22 protein-coding genes and 1 riboswitch are annotated in these 21,810 nt (G+C 35.6%); of the genes, 4 read left to right on the top strand and 18 right to left on the bottom strand.

The genetic code is table 11. The features are described 5' to 3' along the window. Nucleotides 1–425: 425 nt before the first annotated feature. The 9 genes from Q0371_RS02560 to Q0371_RS02520 form a co-directional block, all read right to left on the bottom strand. Nucleotides 426–1,142 (bottom strand): DUF5694 domain-containing protein, encoded by a 717-nt coding sequence (locus tag Q0371_RS02560; RefSeq protein WP_298467855.1) that lies wholly within the window; start codon nucleotides 1,140–1,142, stop codon nucleotides 426–428. A 242-nt stretch (nucleotides 1,143–1,384) separates the two neighbouring features. Next, complete coding sequence (gene speD, locus Q0371_RS02555) at nucleotides 1,385–2,200, bottom strand: adenosylmethionine decarboxylase (protein WP_169361418.1); 816 nt, start codon at nucleotides 2,198–2,200, stop codon at nucleotides 1,385–1,387. Between the two features lie 452 nt (nucleotides 2,201–2,652). Continuing rightward, complete coding sequence (metA, locus tag Q0371_RS02550; RefSeq protein WP_169361417.1) at nucleotides 2,653–3,561, bottom strand: homoserine O-succinyltransferase; 909 nt, start codon at nucleotides 3,559–3,561, stop codon at nucleotides 2,653–2,655. A 145-nt stretch (nucleotides 3,562–3,706) separates the two neighbouring features. Further along, a riboswitch (SAM riboswitch) is annotated at nucleotides 3,707–3,810 on the bottom strand. A gap of 84 nt (nucleotides 3,811–3,894) precedes the next feature. Next, complete coding sequence (abc-f, locus tag Q0371_RS02545; RefSeq protein WP_298467873.1) at nucleotides 3,895–5,766, bottom strand: ribosomal protection-like ABC-F family protein; 1,872 nt, start codon at nucleotides 5,764–5,766, stop codon at nucleotides 3,895–3,897. Between the two features lie 105 nt (nucleotides 5,767–5,871). Next, nucleotides 5,872–6,003, bottom strand: a complete 132-nt coding sequence (locus Q0371_RS02540; protein ID WP_298467850.1) for an RAxF-45 family protein — start codon at nucleotides 6,001–6,003, stop codon at nucleotides 5,872–5,874. A 75-nt stretch (nucleotides 6,004–6,078) separates the two neighbouring features. Next, entirely contained in the window at nucleotides 6,079–6,306 is a 228-nt protein-coding gene (locus Q0371_RS02535) for a hypothetical protein (RefSeq protein WP_169361415.1), read from the bottom strand. Nucleotides 6,307–6,431: 125 nt separating this feature from the next. Continuing rightward, complete coding sequence (locus Q0371_RS02530) at nucleotides 6,432–6,827, bottom strand: sporulation protein (protein ID WP_251553182.1); 396 nt, start codon at nucleotides 6,825–6,827, stop codon at nucleotides 6,432–6,434. 5 nt (nucleotides 6,828–6,832) lie between these two features. After that, nucleotides 6,833–8,029 carry an AI-2E family transporter gene (locus tag Q0371_RS02525; RefSeq protein ID WP_169361413.1) on the bottom strand — a complete coding sequence of 399 codons (1,197 nt, stop codon included), beginning with the start codon at nucleotides 8,027–8,029 and terminating at the stop codon, nucleotides 6,833–6,835. Between the two features lie 67 nt (nucleotides 8,030–8,096). Continuing rightward, a complete protein-coding gene (locus Q0371_RS02520; protein WP_298467843.1) occupies nucleotides 8,097–9,047 on the bottom strand; it encodes an LCP family protein in 951 nt (316 codons plus the stop codon). A gap of 175 nt (nucleotides 9,048–9,222) precedes the next feature. Here Q0371_RS02520 and msrA point away from each other — a divergent pair, with 175 nt between their 5' ends. Next, complete coding sequence (gene msrA / locus Q0371_RS02515; protein ID WP_298467841.1) at nucleotides 9,223–9,744, top strand: peptide-methionine (S)-S-oxide reductase MsrA; 522 nt, start codon at nucleotides 9,223–9,225, stop codon at nucleotides 9,742–9,744. Between the two features lie 131 nt (nucleotides 9,745–9,875). On the opposite strand, the gene Q0371_RS02510 is transcribed toward msrA, so the two are convergent. Beyond that, on the bottom strand, nucleotides 9,876–10,115 hold the full coding sequence (locus Q0371_RS02510) for a hypothetical protein (RefSeq protein WP_298467839.1): 240 nt from the start codon (nucleotides 10,113–10,115) through the stop codon (nucleotides 9,876–9,878). 424 nt (nucleotides 10,116–10,539) lie between these two features. Here Q0371_RS02510 and Q0371_RS02505 point away from each other — a divergent pair, with 424 nt between their 5' ends. Next, nucleotides 10,540–12,141 (top strand): ATP-binding cassette domain-containing protein, encoded by a 1,602-nt coding sequence (locus Q0371_RS02505; protein WP_169361410.1) that lies wholly within the window; start codon nucleotides 10,540–10,542, stop codon nucleotides 12,139–12,141. Between the two features lie 95 nt (nucleotides 12,142–12,236). Here Q0371_RS02505 and Q0371_RS02500 read toward each other — a convergent pair whose 3' ends face one another. The 4 genes from Q0371_RS02500 to Q0371_RS02485 form a co-directional block, all read right to left on the bottom strand. Then, the gene (locus tag Q0371_RS02500; RefSeq protein ID WP_298467836.1) at nucleotides 12,237–12,725 is read right to left on the bottom strand and encodes a DUF1232 domain-containing protein; all 489 of its coding nucleotides are present in this window, start codon (nucleotides 12,723–12,725) and stop codon (nucleotides 12,237–12,239) included. A gap of 182 nt (nucleotides 12,726–12,907) precedes the next feature. After that, the gene (locus Q0371_RS02495) at nucleotides 12,908–13,720 is read right to left on the bottom strand and encodes an STAS domain-containing protein (protein WP_251553210.1); all 813 of its coding nucleotides are present in this window, start codon (nucleotides 13,718–13,720) and stop codon (nucleotides 12,908–12,910) included. A 178-nt stretch (nucleotides 13,721–13,898) separates the two neighbouring features. Next, on the bottom strand, nucleotides 13,899–14,099 hold the full coding sequence (locus tag Q0371_RS02490) for a cold-shock protein (protein ID WP_169360097.1): 201 nt from the start codon (nucleotides 14,097–14,099) through the stop codon (nucleotides 13,899–13,901). Between the two features lie 192 nt (nucleotides 14,100–14,291). After that, the gene (locus Q0371_RS02485) at nucleotides 14,292–14,567 is read right to left on the bottom strand and encodes a DUF1033 family protein (protein WP_169360098.1); all 276 of its coding nucleotides are present in this window, start codon (nucleotides 14,565–14,567) and stop codon (nucleotides 14,292–14,294) included. 245 nt (nucleotides 14,568–14,812) lie between these two features. Here Q0371_RS02485 and Q0371_RS02480 point away from each other — a divergent pair, with 245 nt between their 5' ends. Both Q0371_RS02480 and Q0371_RS02475 read left to right on the top strand, forming a co-directional pair. Further along, a complete protein-coding gene (locus Q0371_RS02480; protein WP_251553186.1) occupies nucleotides 14,813–15,484 on the top strand; it encodes a 5-bromo-4-chloroindolyl phosphate hydrolysis family protein in 672 nt (223 codons plus the stop codon). Continuing rightward, entirely contained in the window at nucleotides 15,462–16,658 is a 1,197-nt protein-coding gene (locus Q0371_RS02475; RefSeq protein ID WP_169360100.1) for a toxic anion resistance protein, read from the top strand. The genes Q0371_RS02480 and Q0371_RS02475 overlap by 23 nt, the downstream gene beginning before the upstream one ends. A gap of 488 nt (nucleotides 16,659–17,146) precedes the next feature. Here the strand turns inward: Q0371_RS02475 and Q0371_RS02470 are convergent, their stop codons facing one another. The 4 genes from Q0371_RS02470 to odhB form a co-directional block, all read right to left on the bottom strand. Then, entirely contained in the window at nucleotides 17,147–19,027 is a 1,881-nt protein-coding gene (locus Q0371_RS02470) for a VWA domain-containing protein (RefSeq protein ID WP_298467827.1), read from the bottom strand. A gap of 9 nt (nucleotides 19,028–19,036) precedes the next feature. Beyond that, nucleotides 19,037–19,888, bottom strand: coding sequence for a MoxR family ATPase (locus Q0371_RS02465; RefSeq protein WP_298467870.1), 852 nt, complete (start codon nucleotides 19,886–19,888; stop codon nucleotides 19,037–19,039). Nucleotides 19,889–19,948: 60 nt separating this feature from the next. Beyond that, nucleotides 19,949–20,146, bottom strand: a complete 198-nt coding sequence (locus Q0371_RS02460) for a DUF6501 family protein (RefSeq protein WP_169360102.1) — start codon at nucleotides 20,144–20,146, stop codon at nucleotides 19,949–19,951. Nucleotides 20,147–20,546: 400 nt separating this feature from the next. Beyond that, the gene (odhB, locus tag Q0371_RS02455) at nucleotides 20,547–21,788 is read right to left on the bottom strand and encodes a 2-oxoglutarate dehydrogenase complex dihydrolipoyllysine-residue succinyltransferase (RefSeq protein ID WP_298467824.1); all 1,242 of its coding nucleotides are present in this window, start codon (nucleotides 21,786–21,788) and stop codon (nucleotides 20,547–20,549) included. Between the last annotated feature and the right edge of the window lie 22 nt (nucleotides 21,789–21,810).

The raw sequence follows: 21,810 nt of genomic DNA, 5'->3' as shown, positions 1-21,810 counted from the left end.
CTGAGGAACTGCCTCCTCGCTTTTCTCCATTTGCCTGTCGGGGCAGACATAGGCGATTGCGCTTTTCTTGTTACGTCCCAAGGGTTAAAAGGAGGTAAGAGACTGCGTATAAAAAAGTTACAAGATATGTAATGGTATACATCATTACTTCAAACCTGTTAAGCTTTCTGTCCCTCTTCGTCTTTTTAAGCAGACGAATATATGCATATCCACATAGCCACAGCAATAGGATCGTTACCTCGTTTACACTTTCTATTAAGTTAACCAACAGATTTTCTCCTTACCAATCATATTTAATTCATGTTTATAATTACCGTTTTTGTAGAAAACCAAGAACAATAGCTTTTTAATACTGAAGTAGAATTGGCTTACAATCTTACCGGAATTTTTCCATGGGGGGTAAACGATAAAACATTAATACAAATCTAAAGAAACTCACTAACCGAAACAATTTCAAATAGTCCACTTTCTTTTAAAAATTGAGCTACCAAATGGACATGAGCTGCTCCTATTATCAAAAGTACCCGATCATTCGAAGAGGAGATTTCAGCGAGGTTTGCAAACAAAATAAGATTCCGTTGGTACCACCATCTCATCCAATCAATCCCCACATAGTCGCTCCCCCGACCTATACGAGCAATATGCATATACATTTCATGTTGCTTTTTTATGTATTTCTCTTCGTTTAGGCTTCTAATTAGCTCATCTATCCTTTTTTCACCTAGTGGGAGTATGAGCTTAGAACGATAAGTATCTATTAATTGAAAAACCTCTGTTTGTTCTTTTTCTACCCAATTCAGAACTTCTCCGATTGATCGATTTCCAACGTTCTCTATCCAATCTATCGCATATACCTCTTCGTGTTTTAACTCCGCTGCCGCTCGAAAACCAAACTGATGTATTTCATCTATTGCTAGCTCTAGTTCATTATTTAAATATTGATGATACTCTTCGTTTAATAAGTGATTTTTTTCTTTTTCAACTTCTAATGCAATTTTGTTAGGATGGAATTCTTTTATAGCATCTACAACTTTTCTTATCTCCTCTTGCCTTTTAGTAGATCGTAAGTTATCCGTGTCTACACTGTATAAATCAGAAGTATTTCCCATATGAAATGTCCCTAATACCATGATTTTGGTCATTTTTAATTATCATCCTCTCCCAATAGGTTAAAATTAATTTCATTAACACCTCGCAGAGTTAACATAATTTTCTATTATTTTCCCATATAAAGGAATAAAGGTAAATAGATATATTATAGGTTGAGGCCTTTCTAAGAAGACGAAAAATAAAAAACAGAGCAAATTCTATGCGAATTGCTCTGCTATTCTAGATGATTTTATCTTCATTTTGAACGATTTAACATGATACTTAGAGCTTAATATTATTCGGTTCGTGTCATGTTTTTGGCGTAAAAAATTTCATCCATTTCTGTTTTAAGCTTTTTGGTGATAGAGATTTTCTCTTCATTGGATAGCTCGTCTTCCTTGTAACCAAAGAGGTAGTTATTCAAATCAAATTGTTTCAGCTTACATTTGGTATGAAAAATATTTTCCTGATAAACATTCACATCAATCATATGGTAATATTCCTGCAAGGCATTCGGAATATAATTTTGAATGGAATTAATATCGTGGTCAATGAATAATTTATGACCCTTCACGTCTCTCGTGAATCCCCTCACTCGGTAATCCATGACCATTACATCGGTTTCGAAGGAATGTATTAGATAGTTTAGAGCTTTTAAGGGCGATATTTCTCCGCAAGTCGAAATGTCTATGTCTGCTCGAAACGTACTAATCCCTTCATCTGGATGATATTCAGGATACGTATGAACGGTAATATGACTTTTGTCTAGATGACCAAGAACGACCTCTGGTATAGGCCCAGGGGATTGCTTAAATGATTCTATCGGTGTTTGATCCACGGGTCCTTCTGACACTAAAATGGTCACACTTGCACCCTGGGGCTCGTAGTCCTGTTGCGCTATGTTTAAAATATTCGCTTCTATAATTTCGGACACTTTTGTTAATATATTGGTTAGACGCTCAGCGTTATATTGCTCATCAATGTATTCAATATATTTTTCCCTTTCTTCCTTCGTCCTTGTATAACAAATATCATACATATTAAAGCTTAGTGTTTTCGTCAGATTATTAAAACCATGTAACTCGATTCTTTGTTTTGGTGTCAAACTCATAGACATAACCCCACTTCCAATAATTGAAAATCATACTTTTATAGATATGTGTATCAACAAAATACAATGTCTCTTCAATTTTGTCTTCCCTAATATTTGAATAAATAAAACTAAAATCAATAAAAAACTCCTGAATATTAAAACAGGAGTTTATATGTGTCAATTTCAAAATTCCTGTTTTTATAGAAAAACACGAACAATTAAAAGAGAACAATAAAATTTATATGATTTTTAATAATAAAGTAGAATTGACTTTCGCTCATATCGCGGACGCTTTCCGTGGCGTGAGTGATAAACCATCACCCATCGCTTTCGCACGTGGTTGTAACGTTTTTATCTGTCTCACTCATCCCTGCTTACGTCGCCGCCCTCCGCTGCAATCAATATATATAATGTTCACTTTTATCTTTAAAATGCCTTTTATGAAATTGACTCATATATAATTTTTCTTTTTACTCCCAGTTATAAGGAGTAGCCTGATAAACATAGTAATTCAACCAATTAGAAAATAATAAATGTGTATGTGCCCTCCATGTATTTAATGGCTTATTAGAGGGATTATTATTTGGAAAATAGTATTTTGGCATCTCAATATCTATTCCTTTAGTTATGTCTCTATGATATTCTTCTGCTAATGTGTGCGCATCATACTCTAAATGACCAGTGACCATCACCATTTTATTGTCGTTCGATTTTACAAGAAACACACCTGCTTCCTCCGAAGTGGATAAAATAGTTAGTCGCTCATGCTTTTCTATTTCTTCTTCAGATACAGAAGTGTAACGAGATACGGGAGCATTAAACTCTTCATTAAATCCTCTTATTAAATTCTCCACTTGGTCAGTTAATATATGCCGATACACTCCCGAGCATTTACGAGAAAGTGTGAATTTATCTATACCAAAATGATAATACAGTGCAGCCTGCGCGCCCCAACAAATATGTAAGGTGGAGGTAACATTTGATTTAGACCATTCCATTATTTCCTTCATTTCATTCCAGTAATCGACCTCCTCAAATGGCAACTGTTCTACTGGAGCACCAGTGATAATCATCCCATCAAACTTTTTTTCTCTTATTTGATCAAATGTAGTGTAGAAAGTATCCAAATGGGTTTTGCTGGCATTCTTGGATTCATGCGTCGCTGTATTCATAAAGGTTATATTCACTTGTATTGGGGTATTCCCCAGAAGCCTTAATAGCTGAAGCTCCGTTTTTTCCTTCTCAGGCATTAGATTAAAAATAATAATGTTAAGTGGACGGATGTCCTGCTTGTAAGCACGCTCTTGATCCATGAGAAAAATTTTCTCTTCTTTTAACAGCTTAGCTGCAGGTAATTGTTTCGGAATATTGATAGGCAATGACTTTCCCCTCCCAATGAAATGTGCAAGAGCACCTGTGATTTCGCCTCAAACTAAGTAGGAAATCGAACAGGAGCAAGGCAATTATTAAAATAAATACCTCTCTTTCCATGTAAGAAAAGAGAGGCAGGAATTTGCTAACTAGCTCTTATCTTCCAAGATCGTCTTGTTAGGAATTAGCACCTTTCTGTACAACAGAGGTTGCCGAAGTATCACAGGGCCTAATCCCTCCACTTCTCTTGATAAGAATATTAAATTATTTAAATTATTCGTTAATAAGTTATATTAGCACGCTCTATTACTTATATCAACCCATTTTGAAAAGTATTCGGGTCATTCTGCTAAATCTAGCCATTTCTCCAATAATTGCTCCAATTGCTCCTCTACCCGAAGTTTTTCCAAGCTTAATGCCTCATAATTTTCCCAATCATTCTCTATGCTAATTTGTTTAGTTAGCTCACCTATAACATTTTCGAGCTCACTTATTCGCTTTTCCAAAGGAATTTCCTTTTGTTGTTTGGCAGGTGTTGCTTCTTTTAATGGCTGATTGATTATTTCTTTCCTAGTATTTTCTTTCGAGCAAAACTCATTCCATTTTTCCCTTGCCCATTCGTAAGGGCCTTCAAATGTGGTAAGCTCGCCATGCTCTAGCCAAGCAGTCCTTGGAAATAGTTTATTTAGAAAATATCTATCGTGAGATACAGCAATAATAGTCCCTGTAAAATCATCTAGCGCTTCCTCTAATACTTCTCGTGAATCAATATCAAGATGATTCGTTGGCTCATCTAATATGAGACAATTTATGTCTTGATGCATTAGCTGAGCAAGACGGAGTCGCATTCTTTCTCCTCCGCTTAAATCAGCAATTCTTTTAAAAACATCCGCCCCATAGAACATAAACTTCGCTAAAATGTGTCGAGCCTCTCCTTCTGCCACATTTACTTCTGCTCTAAAAATATCTATTAAGCGAGCTTTTGGATCTGTTATTTCGAAATGTTGAGAAAGATATCCATGGCGCACATTACTACCAAATCGAGCTTCACCCGAATCTATTAACTCTACTCCTCTAAGAATATTCAAAATGGTAGTTTTACCCGTTCCATTCCTACCAACGATTGCAAGACGGTCCTTCCAATATACATGAAGCTCTGCACTGTTTAATAACATTTTTTCACCAAAGCTTTTGAAAGCCTCTTCCATTATGACAACTTCTTTTCCGCTTCGGGGTGCCGCGTCAAAAGATAGACTCATTTTCTTAGGATCTATCAGAGGTTTACGAACCTTTTCCATCCGCTCTAATGCCCGTTCCATATTCCTCGCCTGACGGTGTAAACTCGCATTTGGAGGAACTGCTTGGTTAGCCCAAATCCTTAACCTCTTTATTGCTTCTCTCATTTTCTTTATCTTTTTTTGTTGCTCCTCATACTGTTGAAATTCACGAGTAAGCTTTTCTTCCTTTTCGATTAAAAAAGAAGAATAATTACCATGATATTTCGTAAGCATACCATCCTCAAGATCTGCAACTTTTGTAACTACCTTATCTAAAAAATATCGGTCATGTGAAATAATAACAACTGTACCTGTATAACTAACTAAATACTCCTCTAACCACTCTATTGCAAACAAATCCAAATGATTAGTCGGCTCATCCAACAGTAAAAGGTCTGGCTTGGTTAATAGTAGCTGTCCAAGCATTATTTTCGTTTGCTCTCCACCACTTAAACTTGAAAATGGCTGTTCTACAAAACCACCTAGTTGTAGCCCTTCAACTACTTTATCAATTTCGGAATCAATCGTATATCCGCCCTGTAACGTGAATTTTTCTTGTATGTCTCCATACTGCTTTAGAAGTTTTTCCATTACCTCAGCATTTACCTCTGCTAGTTCTTTTTCAAGTATACTCATCTTTTTCTGTAGTAGCATAGTATCCTCGAAAGCATCGTATAACAGGTCTTTTCCTTTAACGCTTTCTGAAAAAGTAGGAATTTGGGCTAAATAACCTATTTTCGCTCCCTTTTTAAAAGTGATAATTCCATGATCAGGTTTTTCAATACCCGCTATTAGCTTAAATAGCGTTGTTTTCCCACTCCCATTTCGTCCAACTATTCCTAATTTGTCCCCCATTTTAATATCTAAAGACAGATCCTCAAATATAAGATTACCACCAAGCATTTTACTTATTTCCTGTATTTTGCATATCATTATGTTTCGCTTCCTCTCCAAATTATTGCTGGAAGCATTTTTCTGCATACAAAAAGACTGCTCGAATAAGCGAGCAGTCTTCTAATGTGGTTCAGAAAGAATGGCTTATCAGCTGTGAATTTCATGTAATTGTCTAAAAAAGGACAGACTGGTCCCGTTAGTAGCAAATCCATGAGTAATCGCACATGATGTGGATAAAAATTCCAATATAAATCCATGTGCATTCACAGTGTTTTTCATTCTTCCTTCACCTCCGTCCATTAATGTAAGATTATTTTAACATATTCCATTATTTCGTACAATGTGAATTTTTATTTATTCGTAACCTTCTAATCCCTCTAAGCCAGGATCATTTAACTCATTCGTATTTGGCATTCCTGCATCGTTTTCTTTATTTACTTCTGCATTTCCTGATTCAGGCCCATAATTTTGCCTATTATTATCAATGATTTCAGGCGGTGGAAGTTCATTGGATGTGCGGTCTTCACCGCAGGCACTCAAGGGCAACAAAGTAAAAATCAATATAGCTATAATTTTTTTCATGTCATACTCCTTTTGATACTGCAACTAAAAATGACAAGCTGCAATTCCTTTTCACATAGAATGGACCAATCCAATCATTTTATCCACAAAAAAACCAGCATTAAAAATGCTGGTCTTTTTGCTAATTATTCTTCAATGTCGAAATGTATCTCATCTTCATCGTTATATTCAGAGCCATTTTCAAACAATACAGTCGTTCTCAATATAAGCGTTGTCATTTCCTCTGCACCATCTGGAAGCCATCTTTCATCTGGCATGATTTCAAAAGGAATCATTTGCATATCCTTTGAAGCTACTGTGCCTACCAGTTCTATAGAATGCTTGGAAACAACTTTGGGAGCTTCTCCATTAATCAATTTAAAGACTTCTAACTTAATATTCTCGATTTGCTCATAGTCATGAACTCCATCAATATAAATCGTACCTGAAAGATTGATCCCATGTTCAATATAAGGATGATCCACCACAGTATCAATCTTTATGGATTTCACTTCAATACTGGAGTTGAATTTTTTGGCCATTATTCTCATTCCACCTTGTTATTTGTGTACTCATAGTGTTTTTCAACAATTGGTTCAAATTTATTGTACCTCTTTTTAAACATTGTGTAAAAATGGGAAACGATAACTTTTAAAATAGCATAGCCAGGTATACCCAAAATTACTCCAGGAACTCCGAACATTGCACCAGAAGTAATCAATACAAAAATTATTGTAATCGGATGCACATGCAATGATTTGCCCATAATTTGTGGCGATATAAACTTCCCTTCAATTAACTGAACAATTGTCCAGACTACTGCAAGTTTGATAAGCATGAAAGGAGAGGTAACTAAGGCAATAATTGCAGCCGGAGTTATCGCTATAACTGGACCTAAGTATGGAACAACGCTCGTAACCATTGCTATAACACCCAACAATAATGCATAATCCATCCCAATGATGGTGAAACCAATAAAGATCATAATACCTATACACATAGAGACAAGAATTTGACCCTGAATATACGAGCTGATCTGCTTATCGATGCTAGTAAAAACCGACTTTATGTCATCTCTCATGCGGGGTGGAAAAATTTTTAGTACATAAGCAGGAAGCTTTTCCCCATCCTTTAAAAGATAGAATAAGATAAAAGGAACAGTAACGATTGCCAGTATAAAGCTAGTTAATATACCGATAACAGAGGAAATTCCTGTTGCAATTCCTGTAAAGGTTTCCTGGAAAAATGCACCTAGCTCCTTCGGTAAATCATACAGAAGATTAGCAACATCGGTTTCTATTTGCAAATAGTAGGTGCTTATAAGAGAGTTCGTTCTCAAGAATGAGTCTAAGCGGGTTAAGACTTCTATAAAATAACCTGGAAGCTCTTCTGCCAATTTAAAAAATTGAGCTTTTAAAAATGGAAACACTAAGAAAACTAATAAGGTAATAATACCAACCAAAGCTAAGAAGATGAGTAGTATACCAATCACTCGTTTAACTTTAATTTTTTCTAGCATACGCAATATTGGTCTAAGTAAATAATAGATGATGACTGCTAATATGATTGGTAGGATGACATTCCCTAGAAAAACGGTTAATGGGACAAATATGAAGGAAATTTCATCATAAATCATGATAATTAAGCCAATCATTAAAAGCAGTATAAGCGTAAATATAGTATTACGACCACCTAAAAATTTTATGTATCTAGTTGAGAAAAAAGAAGGTTTTTCAGGTTCCAATTTTACATAACATCCTTTCCTAACTTAATTTTACGAATGAATAAATTTTATCGCAAATTTAAAAGTCCTATTCCCCTAAAAAATCTTCTATGGCCTTTCTATTCTGATCCTCGTCAATCACTAAAACATCTCCTGCGTGACTATAGTTCTTATCGTAATAGCTTCCTGGTACAGGGACAGTCATTTTATCCATTTCTAGTTTTCCACTAACTATAGCATCCATGACTCGAATAACTTTATCCTTACGTGAATAGTCTGTTTGAATATATCCTTCAGCTGCACCTATAAATTTGGGTACATTAGAAACATTTTGTATGGAGATTACCTCGTCCTTTAATGCTTCCATTACTTTTTGTTGACGGGCAACCCTTCCAAAATCACCTTCTCCGTCGGCTCGGAATCGTGCATAACCAAGTATTTCCTGTCCATTGAGCTGTTGTTTACCTTTTGTAAGTGAAACTCCAATTTTTTCAGACATATCCTTTTCTACATCCATTGTAATTCCTTCAGGAGCGAGAATATCTACCAATGATTCAAAGCTTCTAAAATCTATTAATGCATAATGATGGATAGGTATATCAAACATATTCTGAAGAGTTGCCTGCAATAATGGCACTCCGTCTAAATAATAGGCTGTATTAAGCTTATAAGACTTGTAGTTAGGTATATCCGCATAAATATCTCGCATAAATGAAATGACTTTAACGTCATTTTTTTCTTTATCCCAAGAAATGACCATCATTGTATCTGTTCGGGATCTCTCTTTCCCTCCCGCTCCGGAATCTGCTCCAAGGACTAGAATATTTTCTCGTTCACCTTTTGACCAAGCATCCCCTTCAAAGTCAATATCCTGTTTTACTTTTGTTTCATTAGCTAAATTATAGCCTTCCCGATATTGTAAAAATGAGTAAATACCAATTGTTAACCCAGCTAGTAACAGAACAGTAAGGAATACTCTTCCTTTCCGTAGTTTTTTTTTCGGTTTATATCGTCTTTCTGTATTTCTTTCTTCAGTCATATTAAATCTCCCCTTGAGCTCTTCATAGATGCTGTTTTGATGGTGCACGTATTTAGTTTCCCATATTTATATCATACTCTTATAATAACGTATTTACAGTGCGTTGGTTTCAGAATTTTGTACAACTTGAAAAGTAATGGTAAAATCATTTTACTATAATAGGAGGGATATAAAAATGATAGAAAGAGCTACGTTCGCAGGAGGCTGTTTTTGGTGCATGGTAAAACCGTTTGATACTTGGGAAGGCATACATAAGGTAACATCAGGATATATGGGTGGTCATATCGAAAATCCCACATATGAACAAGTGAAAAAAGGGGACTCAGGTCATTTAGAGGTGGTAGAAATCCAGTATGACTCCTCTATCTTCGATTATGAGAAACTACTAGAAATATATTGGCAACAAATAGATCCAACGGATGCTGGTGGTCAATTCCAGGATCGAGGCGAAAGCTATACGACAGCAATATTCGTATATAATGAAGAACAACGTATGCTCGCAGAAAAGTCTAAAGAGCAGCTAGCGGCTAGCGGTAAATTTTCCAAACCGATTGTTACGGTAATTCGAGATGCTGAAACGTTTTACGAAGCAGAGGACTATCACCAAGACTTCTATAAAAAAAGTCCTGATCATTATAAAGAAGATCTTGCTCAATCAAGACGCGTGGAGTTTATCGAAGAACACTGGGAGAAATAATTAAAACTTAACGTCAGATTTTCAAGGTAAGATGCTGCAACTATGAGTGTATGGACTGCTGTCGTTCATACACTCGTAGGCATGTTCATTTAGCTTTCCAATGATTGATCCCTAACTATTTTTTTTCATGATTATTTAAAACCTTTTCCAACTACGGTTTCTTTATCCAAATCTACAAACACAGTCAAATCCGCGTTTTTATCAGAATCCGTATGATTAAATGTAACTGAATATACTTTGTCTCTGTCATAATCATCAAAAAGATATTTTTTATTTTCTTCTGTTACGTTAATCTCTTCAACCACAGAATCCATGGGAGAAGTTGGTATTAAATCTTGTTCAGATTCCGAAAGACTATTGAATGCTACCATCTCAATTTCAAGTGAAGAACATCCGAATAAAGTGATCATTAATAAAGATAATAGATGTAGCTTTAAAATTTTCTTTATAATCGTTTCCTCCCTATCATTTACCGTATACCTATCATAACATTAACATGCCCTTACTAGGGTTAGTGTCAGCCTTGACGTAGCAGTCTTATACTGATGACCAGGTAAACGATTTTTCTAAAAGTATTACTATATCCACCACGCCATACTTCTATCTTAAAACCATCAATATCTACCATATTGATTTCTCCATTAAATACACTCTGGATGGTTTCAACATTTTTAGGAATTTCCTTTAAAATATCCCACCAATAGGGTTAATATAAGCCCAACAAATCAACGTTTGATAGCTTTTGTTTGAACACCGTGCTATAATAAGAGCATTGTGAATTTTAGGAGGTATAGCATGATTGCAGTAAGTAATGTAAGTCTTCGATTTGGTGATCGTAAATTATTCGAAGATGTAAATATAAAGTTTACACCTGGTAACTGTTATGGGTTAATCGGTGCAAACGGAGCTGGTAAATCTACATTTATCAAAATCTTGTCGGGGGAAATTGAGCCACAAGAAGGTAATGTGATTATGAACCCAGATGAGCGCTTAGCGATTTTGAAGCAAAATCACTTTGAGTATGAAGAATACAATGTGCTTGAAACAGTGATCATGGGTCATAAACGTTTATATGAAGTAATGAACGAAAAAAATGCAATTTACATGAAGGAAGACTTTTCTGACGAAGATGGTATGCGTGCCGCTGAGTTAGAAGGAGAATTTGCAGACCTTAACGGTTGGGAAGCTGAATCAGAGGCAGCCATCCTTTTACAAGGACTAGGTATTCCTGATAGCATGCACCAAAAGAAACTGTCTGAATTAACTGGGTCAGAAAAAGTAAAAGTACTTTTAGCTCAAGCTTTATTTGGCAAACCAGATGTACTTTTACTAGATGAGCCTACCAACCATTTAGATATCAAAGCAATTCAATGGCTAGAAGATTTCCTTATCAACTTTGAAAATACTGTAATCGTAGTTTCGCATGACCGTCACTTTTTAAACAAAGTATGTACACACATTGCAGACCTAGATTTCAGCAAAATCCAAGTTTATGTAGGAAACTATGACTTCTGGTATGAATCAAGCCAGCTTGCTACTAAAATGGCTCAGGATCAAAATAGTAAAAAAGAAGAAAAAATTAAAGAACTACAAGCCTTCATTGCTCGCTTTAGTGCGAATGCATCTAAATCAAAGCAAGCAACATCTCGTAAAAAAATGTTAGATAAGATTGAACTAGATGATATTAGACCTTCTTCTCGTAAATATCCATATGTGAACTTCTCTATGAAGCGTGAAATTGGTAATGACGTATTACAGGTTCAAGATTTAGGTTACTCGCTAGAGAACGAAAAACTATTCTCAGGTATGAACTTCACTATGAACAAAGACGATAAAATTATCTTGTTAGGTGATGAGCTTGCTAAATCTGCTTTACTTCGTATGCTTGCAGAAGAGGAAGAGCCACAAGAAGGCTCTATTCGTTGGGGTGTAACTACATCTCGTGCGTACTTCCCATTAGACAATGCAAAATACTTTAACGGTACAGAAACTTCACTAGTTGATTGGTTACGCCAATATTCACCTGATGATGAAAGTGAAACATTCCTTCGTGGTTTCCTAGGACGTATGCTTTTCTCTGGGGAAGAAGTGAAGAAGAAACCTTCTGTCCTTTCTGGTGGAGAAAAAGTTCGTTGTATGCTTTCTAAAATGATGCTTTCCGAAAGTAATGTTTTATTGCTAGATGAGCCTACTAACCATTTAGACTTGGAATCCATCCAAGCATTGAATAATGGATTAATTGCGTTCAAAGGCGCTATGATATTCACTTCTCATGACCATCAGTTCATCCAAACGATTGCAAATCGTGTAATCGAAATCCGCAAGGACGGCTCTATTCTAGATAAACAGCTGACATACGATGAATTCTTAGAATGGAAAGAATCTCAAAAATTATAATACGTAAAAAGGGTATTCGTAAATATTTACGATACCCTTTTTTTTATATCCCATGGTACTTTTTTCGTATAAAAAAGGGTGTTAGACGTATAGTCTTACACCTTCTTAGATGTTTTTATAAAACGTCCTAGCAATGAACGTGCTGGTAATTTCCCAAGCAAGCTATCACTTGTTTCCGATACCTTTTTCATTGTATCTAACAGCTTATGTTCTCCAGCCCAATGCTCTTCTACGATCTCAGGGGAAAACTTATTTAAAAGCATATTGACAATAAATGCTGCAACAATAATATCATCCATGTATCCACCTGGTCCTATTAAGCCCTCGGGTAACATATCAATTGGAGTAATAAAGTATAGGATACCGCTACCAATAAGTGTTTTACTTTTTGCGTCAATGCGATCATCTAGCATAGATTTTATAAGTAAATGGAAAAAATCTGGAGCAAAAAGAAGGTATGGAGTAAACTTACCTAACTTGTTTGATTTGGAATCTACATATTTCGTTATTTTAGCACGTAGTTTTGTGTAAAAGTCTTGTTGCTCCTCATAGGAAGGTAATTCCTTTTTTAACTCTAAACTCATACAAAGCTCCCCTTTCTTGTTCTCACTATACCAAAAATTTTGGAAAAAGAAACTTAAATAGCACTCATTCGAGTATATTAATGAGCACTTCAAAGAGTTAGTTTTATAATTAGCCCTTTACTATAAAAAAATCATAGTAGTAAACTGGTGAAATCTATTTATATCTTACTTAAATATGGCCATTATTGTAAATACATTTTATCTAGTTTCAAGTATTCATTTAAAGCCTGCTGTAATGTGCCATAAGTTCTTGTATCTTTATCAAATAGCATGCCTAATCGAATCATTTGTCGAACAACCTCAGGTCTTAAACCAGTAATTACTGTTTGGCATCCCATCATTGATGTACCATAAATTGTCTTTAACAGATGTTCTATTACTTCTGTCTCCATTTCTGCTATACCTGATAAATCTATTATTAAAGTTTGGATTCTGAGTTTACTAATTTCAGTTAATACTTTTTCTTCTAGAATTGAAGTTCTATATGTATCTACTGATCCAATTAAAGGTAAAATACAAATGGAAGGTGTGATCGGTATTATTGGTACCGATAAAGTTTCAACTACTTTTTTCTGAGAGGATATCAAAGCATCTTTATAAGTTGAATAATTAATAAAAAATTCATTTAAGAAGTTGTCAATTCTATTATTTAGCTGCTTTTCAATTTTAAAGAAGTCCTCTAGGTCCATCATTTGATCGGAATCATTCAATTCCTTTATAAACCTCCACATGGTTCGACGGATAGCTTGCACCCATTCTAATTTAAAAGAAAGCGTTAAAGAATGAGTTGCCCACGCAATTCCTTCTTGTTTAGCAAATAGATCTAACTCCTCATCATTACCCTCGATAATGTTTTTAATAAGATGATGTGCATTGTTGATAAGGTCAATATCACCAACTCTTAAAATATCATTTATCTTATCTTTAACATTTACTGCCTCTGATAAAAGATTATCTTCGACTTTCCCCTTGTTACCTTCGAAATATTCTTTAATTCCTCCGTCTAATAATAGCTTTTCCAAGTGACATCCCCCTATAATTTAAATAAAATTAAACACTCGATTCTTATACCCAAATTCTTTGAATATTAAACACTATGTAGATAGTGTTTTCTTTAGAGTTTAATATATTTTTAGGAAAAAAAATAGCCCATCATAATGATGGGCTTCCTACTTATAGTTTTGTTACATTTGCAGCTTGTGGCCCGCGATTTCCTTCTACAACTTCAAATTCTACACTTTGGCCTTCTTCAAGTGATTTGAAGCCATCACCTTGAATAGCAGAGAAGTGTACGAATACATCATTTTCTCCTTCAATTTCGATGAATCCAAATCCTTTTTCTGCATTAAACCATTTTACAGTACCTTGTTTCATGTTATTACCTCCAAAAATAAAATTAACAATATGTAAACTAAAAATTCACATATTCCATGAAGTACCGACATCACATCATCGATCACTACATGGGATATGTGAATTGCTCAACCGGTTTATACTTTATTGTTACTATAAATTATAGCAGTTGGATAAATTTAGTCAACAAATAATTACATTATTCTAAATCGTTTACTTGATATTAAATATTATTCCATGGAAAATTTGTAAGTCATCTTCACACGACTCACAATAACATTGTTCCTTTACTGACCAAAATGCCCAGTACTTATTGTTTCTCATCTCTTCTTTTGGGAACTTCCTTCTTAATTCGGTTAGTTTTTTTTCTAAAAATGAGCGAGCTTGGTCCTCTTGATCAAATTCCGCTTTTTCCATTATAAACTCTTCCCAGCCCTCAAAAGCCCACCACGGCTCATAGTCTGCTTTCATATAAATAACCTCATACATATTGTAATCGCCTCTAATACTTTTTATTAATACATATTTTACTGCTCACAAAGAAAATGTCTACTCTTTTGACTTTTGAAACTGAATAAATTGAAAAAATTTGCTATTTACGTTAAGTTATAAATAACATCAAAGTAAATAAAAGAGAAATTAAACGGTAATATGCTCCCATTAATTTCGACATATATGAAACCTTCTTTTCTCTCGTTCGTATAATGTAGTGTATATATAAGGAGGTCTTGACTATGACACAAGTAATACAAACCGTCATTCGTCATATTATTAATGTTCCTGTCATGATTACATCATGGCTAATTTTCTTCTTCCCAGTTGAATTAGGTTTTTTTGTAAGCTCAGCGTTAGCAGTAGTTACCTACCTAACTTCTAATTTTGCTATCAAAAAAATTCAACAGAGATCTATTATGAAGAAATATGATTTAACTTCATCAGAGTATTTTCATATTCGAAAGCAGATTAAGGAAGCAACAGCAAAAGTTCGTACACTTAATAACCATTATTTAAAAGTACGATCAGTGAGCTCTTTTAAACAGCTTTTCGAATTAAATAGATTAGCAAAACGAATTATTGCTTTAGTTAAAGCAAACCCAAAGAAATTTTACCAAGCTGAAAACTTCTTCTACGCTCATTTAGATTCGGCAGTAGAGCTAACATCTAAGTATACATTCTTAGTTTCTCAGCCATCAAAGAACAAAGAAATGAAAATTGCTTTGCAGGATACTCGTGAAACACTAGAATCCATTAACTCTGTCATGGAAGATGACTTAAAAAATGTTCTTGCTAGTGACATGGAGCACTTAAGAATGGAACTTGATTTTGCTAAACTATCCGTATCTAAAAACGAAAAACCCTTATATCTAAAAGGAGAGACAACAAATGAGCGAAAATATCTCGAATAAAACAGACGATCTTTTAATGGACGAACTACTTAATAATCCATTTTCTCTAAATGAAACAAAGCCTCAAACTTTAACTAAACAAGCAAATGAGGCGCTACCAACTAAATTAATTGATCGCTTATCGGAAGAAGAGAAACAAAAAGCTAAGCAGCTAGCAGATCAAATACCTGCTGGTAATTATGAAGCGATTTTAACATATGGAGCCAATGCTCAAACAGAGCTTACCCGCTTTTCACATCAAATGCTGGACCATGTGCAAAAGAAAGATATCGGACCAGTTGGAGATATATTAGGCGATTTAATGAAAAAACTTTCAGAGCTAAATCCTGAAGAGCTTTCCAACGAAAAGAAGAGTGGCATTAAAAAGCTTTTTAATCGTGTAAACAGATCTGTTCAAGAAATGATGACAAAATATCAAAAGCTTAGTACGCAAATCGATCGTATCGGTATTCAATTAGAGCATTCAAAACGTGGTCTAGTAGAGGATGTTCAAATGTTAGATAAGCTATATGATCAAAACAAAACATATTTTCAAGCATTAAACGTTTATATTGCAGCTGCTGAACTAAAAAAAGATGAAATACTCAACGTTACGATCCCAGAACTAAAAAGAAAAGCAGAAATGTCAAACGACCAAATGGCTTACCAGGAAGTTAATGATATGGCCCAATTTGTAGATCGACTTGAAAAACGAGTTTATGACCTACAGCTTTCACGTCAGATTACCATTCAAAGTGCGCCACAAATACGTATGATCCAACAAACGAACCAAACGTTAGCTGAAAAAATACAATCTTCTATCATGACATCCATTCCATTATGGAAAAACCAGATTGCGATTGCCTTAACGTTAAATCGTCAGCAAAAAGCAGTAGCAGCTCAAAGACAAGTTACAAAAACAACTAACGACTTACTATTGAAAAACTCGGAAATGCTCAAAGTGAATAGTATTGAAACAGCTAAAGAAAATGAGCGAGGTATCGTAGAAATCGATACATTGAAGAAAACACAGGAAAATCTTCTGCAAACAATCGAGGAAACGATGCGTATTCAAGCAGATGGCAGAGTTAAGCGAAAAGCTGCTGAAATTGAAATTGGTCGAATGGAAGAAGAATTAAAACAACGTCTCCTTCTTATTGCAGACCAATCTAAAAACAGATCCGTACAACCATAAATTGCATATCAATAAAATAAAGACTGGAGTCCAACTCAGAATCTTGAGTTTGACTCCAGTCTTTTTATTTGGCTATGTTAAAGGATAATGTTTATATTTTTAAAATGATTTGGTGTTCCCTACTTCTATAAACAAAGGAACTTTTAAATGGCTATTAAGAACATAAATAGATTGTGAAATTGACAGTTTTTTAGCTTTGTTTATGCGAGTAAATTTTTTTAATGCTTTATAGATGCTAAAGCTGTTCCAGTTATTGATCGGAACGCCATACGGCGACTCCTACTGGATGAGTGAGAGTGAGACAGATAAGACATCACAACCACGCGCGTAAGCGATGGGTGATGGCTTATCGTTCAACCCGAGGAAAGCGTCCGGCTGGTGCGAAAAATCAATACTACTCTCTGATCTAAGATTTGTTTGCATTATAAATCAACCATAACCTTTAACATAGCCTCTTTATAAAACAATACTGAGATTGACTATTCTTCTTAGCTTTTTACGACATGCTGAAGCATTTTACGCAGTAAGCGCAACGTTTCATCTGAGAACCTCTCCATAGAGGAAGCTGTCGCTGTTTTCTTACCGAAGATAAGCTGGAACAGGTTAATTTGTTCGTCTGTTGGGTCCTCTTCATTAAGAAATAAATGAAGTATAGAAATCTGCTTTCGCTCGACTTCCAATACTGCCTCAGCAGTATCCATAATACCATTTTGTGCATAGCCAAAAGCTGAGGGCTCTCCGTCTGAGAAGACAAGTAGAAATTTATGTGTCTCTGGTCTAGTTTCTAAACGTTTGCCTATCCAACGGATTGCAAATCCATCTCGGTTATCCTCATGAGCTTCCATGGCCAAAATGTTTTGGCCACTATCCTTTTGTCCATCTTCTAATCGATGAATCCATTCAAATGTATTAGGCTGGCTAGTTTCAGTTGCCTCATAGGCATCTTCATAATGAAGTACGATTTCATGAACAATGTTTAATTCTCTTAGTACATCGTGGAATAATAAAACAGCCTTTTGGGTCTCTGGCATTTTATCCTGCATAGATGCAGACCCATCTACCAGTAAACCAAATACGGCGTTGAGTCTTGTACTTGGAGCATCTTTTTTGTAGAACGGCTTAGGTCTTTCCTCTGTCCATATAGACGTCATTCGAGTAGAAAGTCGACCTTTTGATAAATTGGTCCGCTTATCTACCTTTTTTTGTTCCATACGTTTTTTCATTTCATGGACAAAGGCCTTAACAAAGGGAGCTTGCTCCTGCCGGATTGTCTGCAGTTCTAATTTCGTATGTGGATGGAGCATGCTTTCAATTCTCTTTTCTTCGTATATCACATTTAAATGTTCATATCCAAAGCTCTTGCCTGCCTTCTTGGTACTTCCCATTTTATCCTCTACTTGATCTGACGAAAGATTTTCCTTCGTATTCCCAGAGGATTGTCCCCTACCCGTTTCCGTAATGTCATGACCCTCTCGGCCTTCTTCAGCGTTGACATTTTGTTCAGCTTTCCCATCTGTTCCGTGTTCCAGCTCATACTGTAGATGGACTCCGCTTTCCTGTTCATTTTCTCTATGCCAGGATCTAAATACTTCCTCGATTGTGTCTTTCCTTTCATCCTCACCTTTTATAGAATCCTTCATGCCTTGATGATAATGAAAGTCTTTATTCATTAAAGTATTAGGAGAAAGAATCGCATAAAATTGTAAAATAGAATCAGTCGAAATATATTCCCTTAAAAAATTTACAAGCTGATACGCTAAATTAATAGAGTCATTTGTAGATCTGTGATCGTATACTCTTTGAATCATGCTGTTAGTTTGAACAAACGAATCAGGACCTTTTGCATTAATTGTACCTTCATATAAACTAATATAAAGGTAACTAATATAAGCATCTGCTAAAAACCCTTTTTGAAGATTAACAATTAACTGTTGCTTATGAAAGGCAAGGTATGTCTCCACTCTTGCAATAAAGATTTTCCTTGTACCAATACGTCTTTTTTGTATATTTTCCATAAGGCGAAATTCCTCAAGACAAAACACTAGTTGATCCATTAATCTAGACAGAGTGTCATCTCTATCTTTTAAGTAGTCTAGCCAAGCGCCTATGCTGAAGTATTTCCAGAACCCTTCGGTTAAGAGATAGATGTCTGAAAGTCTCCCTTTATGCATCACCTCTTCACTTCGATGTCTCCAAAACACACTAATGGATATTGTTTGCTCCTCCGGCTGGAATTCTATTAGCTTTCGTTCATTAATAGTAATTCCCAGGTCTTTGGTCATTGCACGAGCAATTGTCTCGTAATGCATCAGTTGTCTAGCATCAATCGTTTCGTTGTTAAATTGTATAAAGCGATTTACTGAAGACATTATACCGCCTCACTTAACCCAAGAGGAAGCAAGCTCTAAAACGAGTCTCTTCTCTTGCTCATCATCTAGCTTTTCAGCAATTGCATATTCAATTGCTCTTAAAGGATCCATATATTGTGCTAAATCCATTGCATATTGGAGACTCCGAATAGATGCAGCATCCTCTGCTAAAAGACCTTGCTGCACTTGTGCCATTAAATCCTCTGCTAGGTTAAGCATTAGAGTATGAAGATCTTTAGGAGCATTTGGGAATAAATTATTAAACAGTTCTTCAAGTAATTCTCCGGTGATATAGGGAATAGAAAAAGAAACAAAACGATTTTTTAAAGCTTCATTCATAGGAGTAGTTCCAATATATCCTTCATTTATTGCTGCGATAACAGAAAAATCAGGATGTGCCTTAATAACCTCACCCGTATATGGATTAGTCAACATACGACGGTAATCTAATACACTATGTAAAATTGGCAAGGTTTCAGGCTTAGCCATGTTTATTTCATCTATATAAAGAATATGTCCCTTTTTCATCGCCTCAACTACAGGACCATCTACAAATTCAATCACATTAGTCCCTTCCTTAATGACAATCGTTTTAAAACCAAGCAATGCCTCCGCATCTAGGTCTACAGAACAGTTGATACTTTGTATTGGCTGTGAAAAAAAATGGGACACTGTTTCAGCTAGCTTAGTCTTTCCTGCTCCCGTTGGCCCCTTTAATAAAACAGGTTTTTTTAAGGAAACCGCTATTAGCACATCTTCATATAAATGGTCGATAGGCGAAACATATCCTCCCGTGCCAATCAGATCTATATCTTTCTCACTGTGTAATCGGCTAGTTCTTAGCTCTTTTTCATTTTTTATTAACTCAATCACGCTATTGTCCTCCTTAACAAAAAAAACTGATGAAGGCTCATCAGTTTTTTATTGAAAATATTCCTTGTAGTATCCGCCGACCTTACCGGTATTATCAATGACGAATAAAAATTCTTCTGTTTCATTTTTTACTTCGTATGTCTTTCCAACTGTCAATACATTGCTAACTAAGAATTTTTTAGCGTCTGTATGAATACATGTTACTGTCTTAGTAGTTGGCTTTAAAGCCCAATTAGTATGTATCATTTCAACCACTTCCTTTACCTATAGTATACGATTGAATTCATGAAAATTCAATCATGTTACTGCTGTATTTAGGTGTCACTTGCTCTGGTTTAGGTGACAGTTCTACTGCCTTTAGGTTCGCTTACTAATGATTTAGGTGTCAATGGTCAACGTATAGGTGCACTTTTACTCTTTAGGTGACATTCGCTCCCTTTTACGTGCGCTTTCCACGGGTTTAGGTGACTCTTCCACGCTTTTAGGTGCGCACCTCCTCTTTAGGTAACACTCCTTGGAAAACGCATACCGTATAGAACACACATGTAAGAAGTAGACAAAAAAAACACCGGAAAATCTACATACGTAGAATTTTCGGTGCTTTGAATATTTAAGGCTGGGTATATGCCAGCCTTAAATAAATATATTAAGAATTTAACATTAAGTCTTCTGGGCTTTCAAGAAGTTCTTTTACTGTTTTTAAGAATCCAACAGAATCTTTTCCATCGATAACACGGTGGTCATAAGAAAGAGCCACATACATCATTGGACGGATTTCAACTTCATTTCCAACAGCGATTGGACGTTTTTGGATTGTGTGCATTCCAAGAATACCAACTTGTGTACCATTTAAAATTGGTGTTGATAATAGTGAACCGAATACTCCACCGTTTGTGATAGTGAAAGAACCACCAGCCATGTCTGAAAGAGCTAACTTGTTATCGCGAGCTTTTTTAGCAAGACCAGCAATATCTCCTTCGATTTCTGCAAAGTTTTTACGGTCTGCATCACGTACGATTGGCACTACAAGCCCGCCTTCTGTAGATACAGCGATACCAATATCATAGAAATTATTTTTTACAATATAATCTCCATCAATTTGAGAATTTACGTAAGGATATTTTTTCAATGCTGCAACGACAGCTTTAGTAAAGAATGACATGAATCCTAAACGTACATCGTTATCATCAAAGAATTTATCTTTTTTACGAGAACGTAATGCCATTACATTCGTCATATCAATTTCATTAAATGTTGTTAACATTGCTGTGCTTTGTCTAACTTCTAACAGACGAGAAGCGATAGTTTGACGACGACGTGACATTTTCTCGCGAGTTGTGCGTCCATCATCTTCTTTTACTGGAGCTGCAGATTTTGAAGCTTCAGCTTTAGGTGCTGCAGGTTTAGAACCGTGAGCAGATACATCTTGAACTCGAACGCGTCCCATTGGATCTACTGGAGAAATCTCGCTTAAATTAATACCTTTTTCACGAGCTAACTTACGAGCAGCTGGGCTAGCAATTGTGCGGTCTTGTTCTTTAGAAGCGTCTTCATTAGCTTTAGCTACCTCTTCAGCTTTATTGCCACTTACTGCAGGTGTTTTTTCTTCTTTCGGTTCTTCCTTAGTTTCAGCTTTAGCTGCTGGTGCGCCTGAACCTGCACCTACGATAGCAATTACTTCGCCTACTTGTACCGTATCGCCTTCAGCAAAAAGTAATTCGCTAACAACTCCAGCTTCTTCTGAAATTACCTCTACATTTACTTTATCTGTTTCTAACTCAACGATAAACTCGCCTTTTTCCACTGTATCACCGGGTTGTTTTAACCATTGTGCAATGGTACCTTCTGTAATTGATTCTGCTAATTCGGGAACTATAATTTCTGCCACTTGATTTTCCTCCTCTATTGCT

The organism is uncultured Psychrobacillus sp. (genome assembly GCF_938022135.1).
Classification (GTDB): domain Bacteria; phylum Bacillota; class Bacilli; order Bacillales_A; family Planococcaceae; genus Psychrobacillus.
The sequence above is the reverse complement of the archived record's forward strand: the minus strand, read 5'-3'. Positions and strand labels throughout refer to the sequence as shown.

Coding starts and splice junctions, on each gene's coding strand:
- Q0371_RS02560 (WP_298467855.1), bottom strand. CDS start 1,142: ATGACCAAAATCATGGTATTAGGGACATTTCATATGGGAAATACTTCT.
- speD (WP_169361418.1), bottom strand. CDS start 2,200: ATGAGTTTGACACCAAAACAAAGAATCGAGTTACATGGTTTTAATAAT.
- Q0371_RS02540 (WP_298467850.1), bottom strand. CDS start 6,003: ATGAAAAACACTGTGAATGCACATGGATTTATATTGGAATTTTTATCC.
- Q0371_RS02535 (WP_169361415.1), bottom strand. CDS start 6,306: ATGAAAAAAATTATAGCTATATTGATTTTTACTTTGTTGCCCTTGAGT.
- Q0371_RS02530 (WP_251553182.1), bottom strand. CDS start 6,827: ATGGCCAAAAAATTCAACTCCAGTATTGAAGTGAAATCCATAAAGATT.
- Q0371_RS02520 (WP_298467843.1), bottom strand. CDS start 9,047: ATGACTGAAGAAAGAAATACAGAAAGACGATATAAACCGAAAAAAAAA.
- msrA (WP_298467841.1), top strand. CDS start 9,223: ATGATAGAAAGAGCTACGTTCGCAGGAGGCTGTTTTTGGTGCATGGTA.
- Q0371_RS02510 (WP_298467839.1), bottom strand. CDS start 10,115: ATGGTAGCATTCAATAGTCTTTCGGAATCTGAACAAGATTTAATACCA.
- Q0371_RS02505 (WP_169361410.1), top strand. CDS start 10,540: ATGATTGCAGTAAGTAATGTAAGTCTTCGATTTGGTGATCGTAAATTA.
- Q0371_RS02500 (WP_298467836.1), bottom strand. CDS start 12,725: ATGAGTTTAGAGTTAAAAAAGGAATTACCTTCCTATGAGGAGCAACAA.
- Q0371_RS02490 (WP_169360097.1), bottom strand. CDS start 14,099: ATGAAACAAGGTACTGTAAAATGGTTTAATGCAGAAAAAGGATTTGGA.
- Q0371_RS02485 (WP_169360098.1), bottom strand. CDS start 14,567: ATGTATGAGGTTATTTATATGAAAGCAGACTATGAGCCGTGGTGGGCT.
- Q0371_RS02480 (WP_251553186.1), top strand. CDS start 14,813: ATGACACAAGTAATACAAACCGTCATTCGTCATATTATTAATGTTCCT.
- Q0371_RS02475 (WP_169360100.1), top strand. CDS start 15,462: ATGAGCGAAAATATCTCGAATAAAACAGACGATCTTTTAATGGACGAA.
- Q0371_RS02470 (WP_298467827.1), bottom strand. CDS start 19,027: ATGTCTTCAGTAAATCGCTTTATACAATTTAACAACGAAACGATTGAT.
- Q0371_RS02460 (WP_169360102.1), bottom strand. CDS start 20,146: ATGATACATACTAATTGGGCTTTAAAGCCAACTACTAAGACAGTAACA.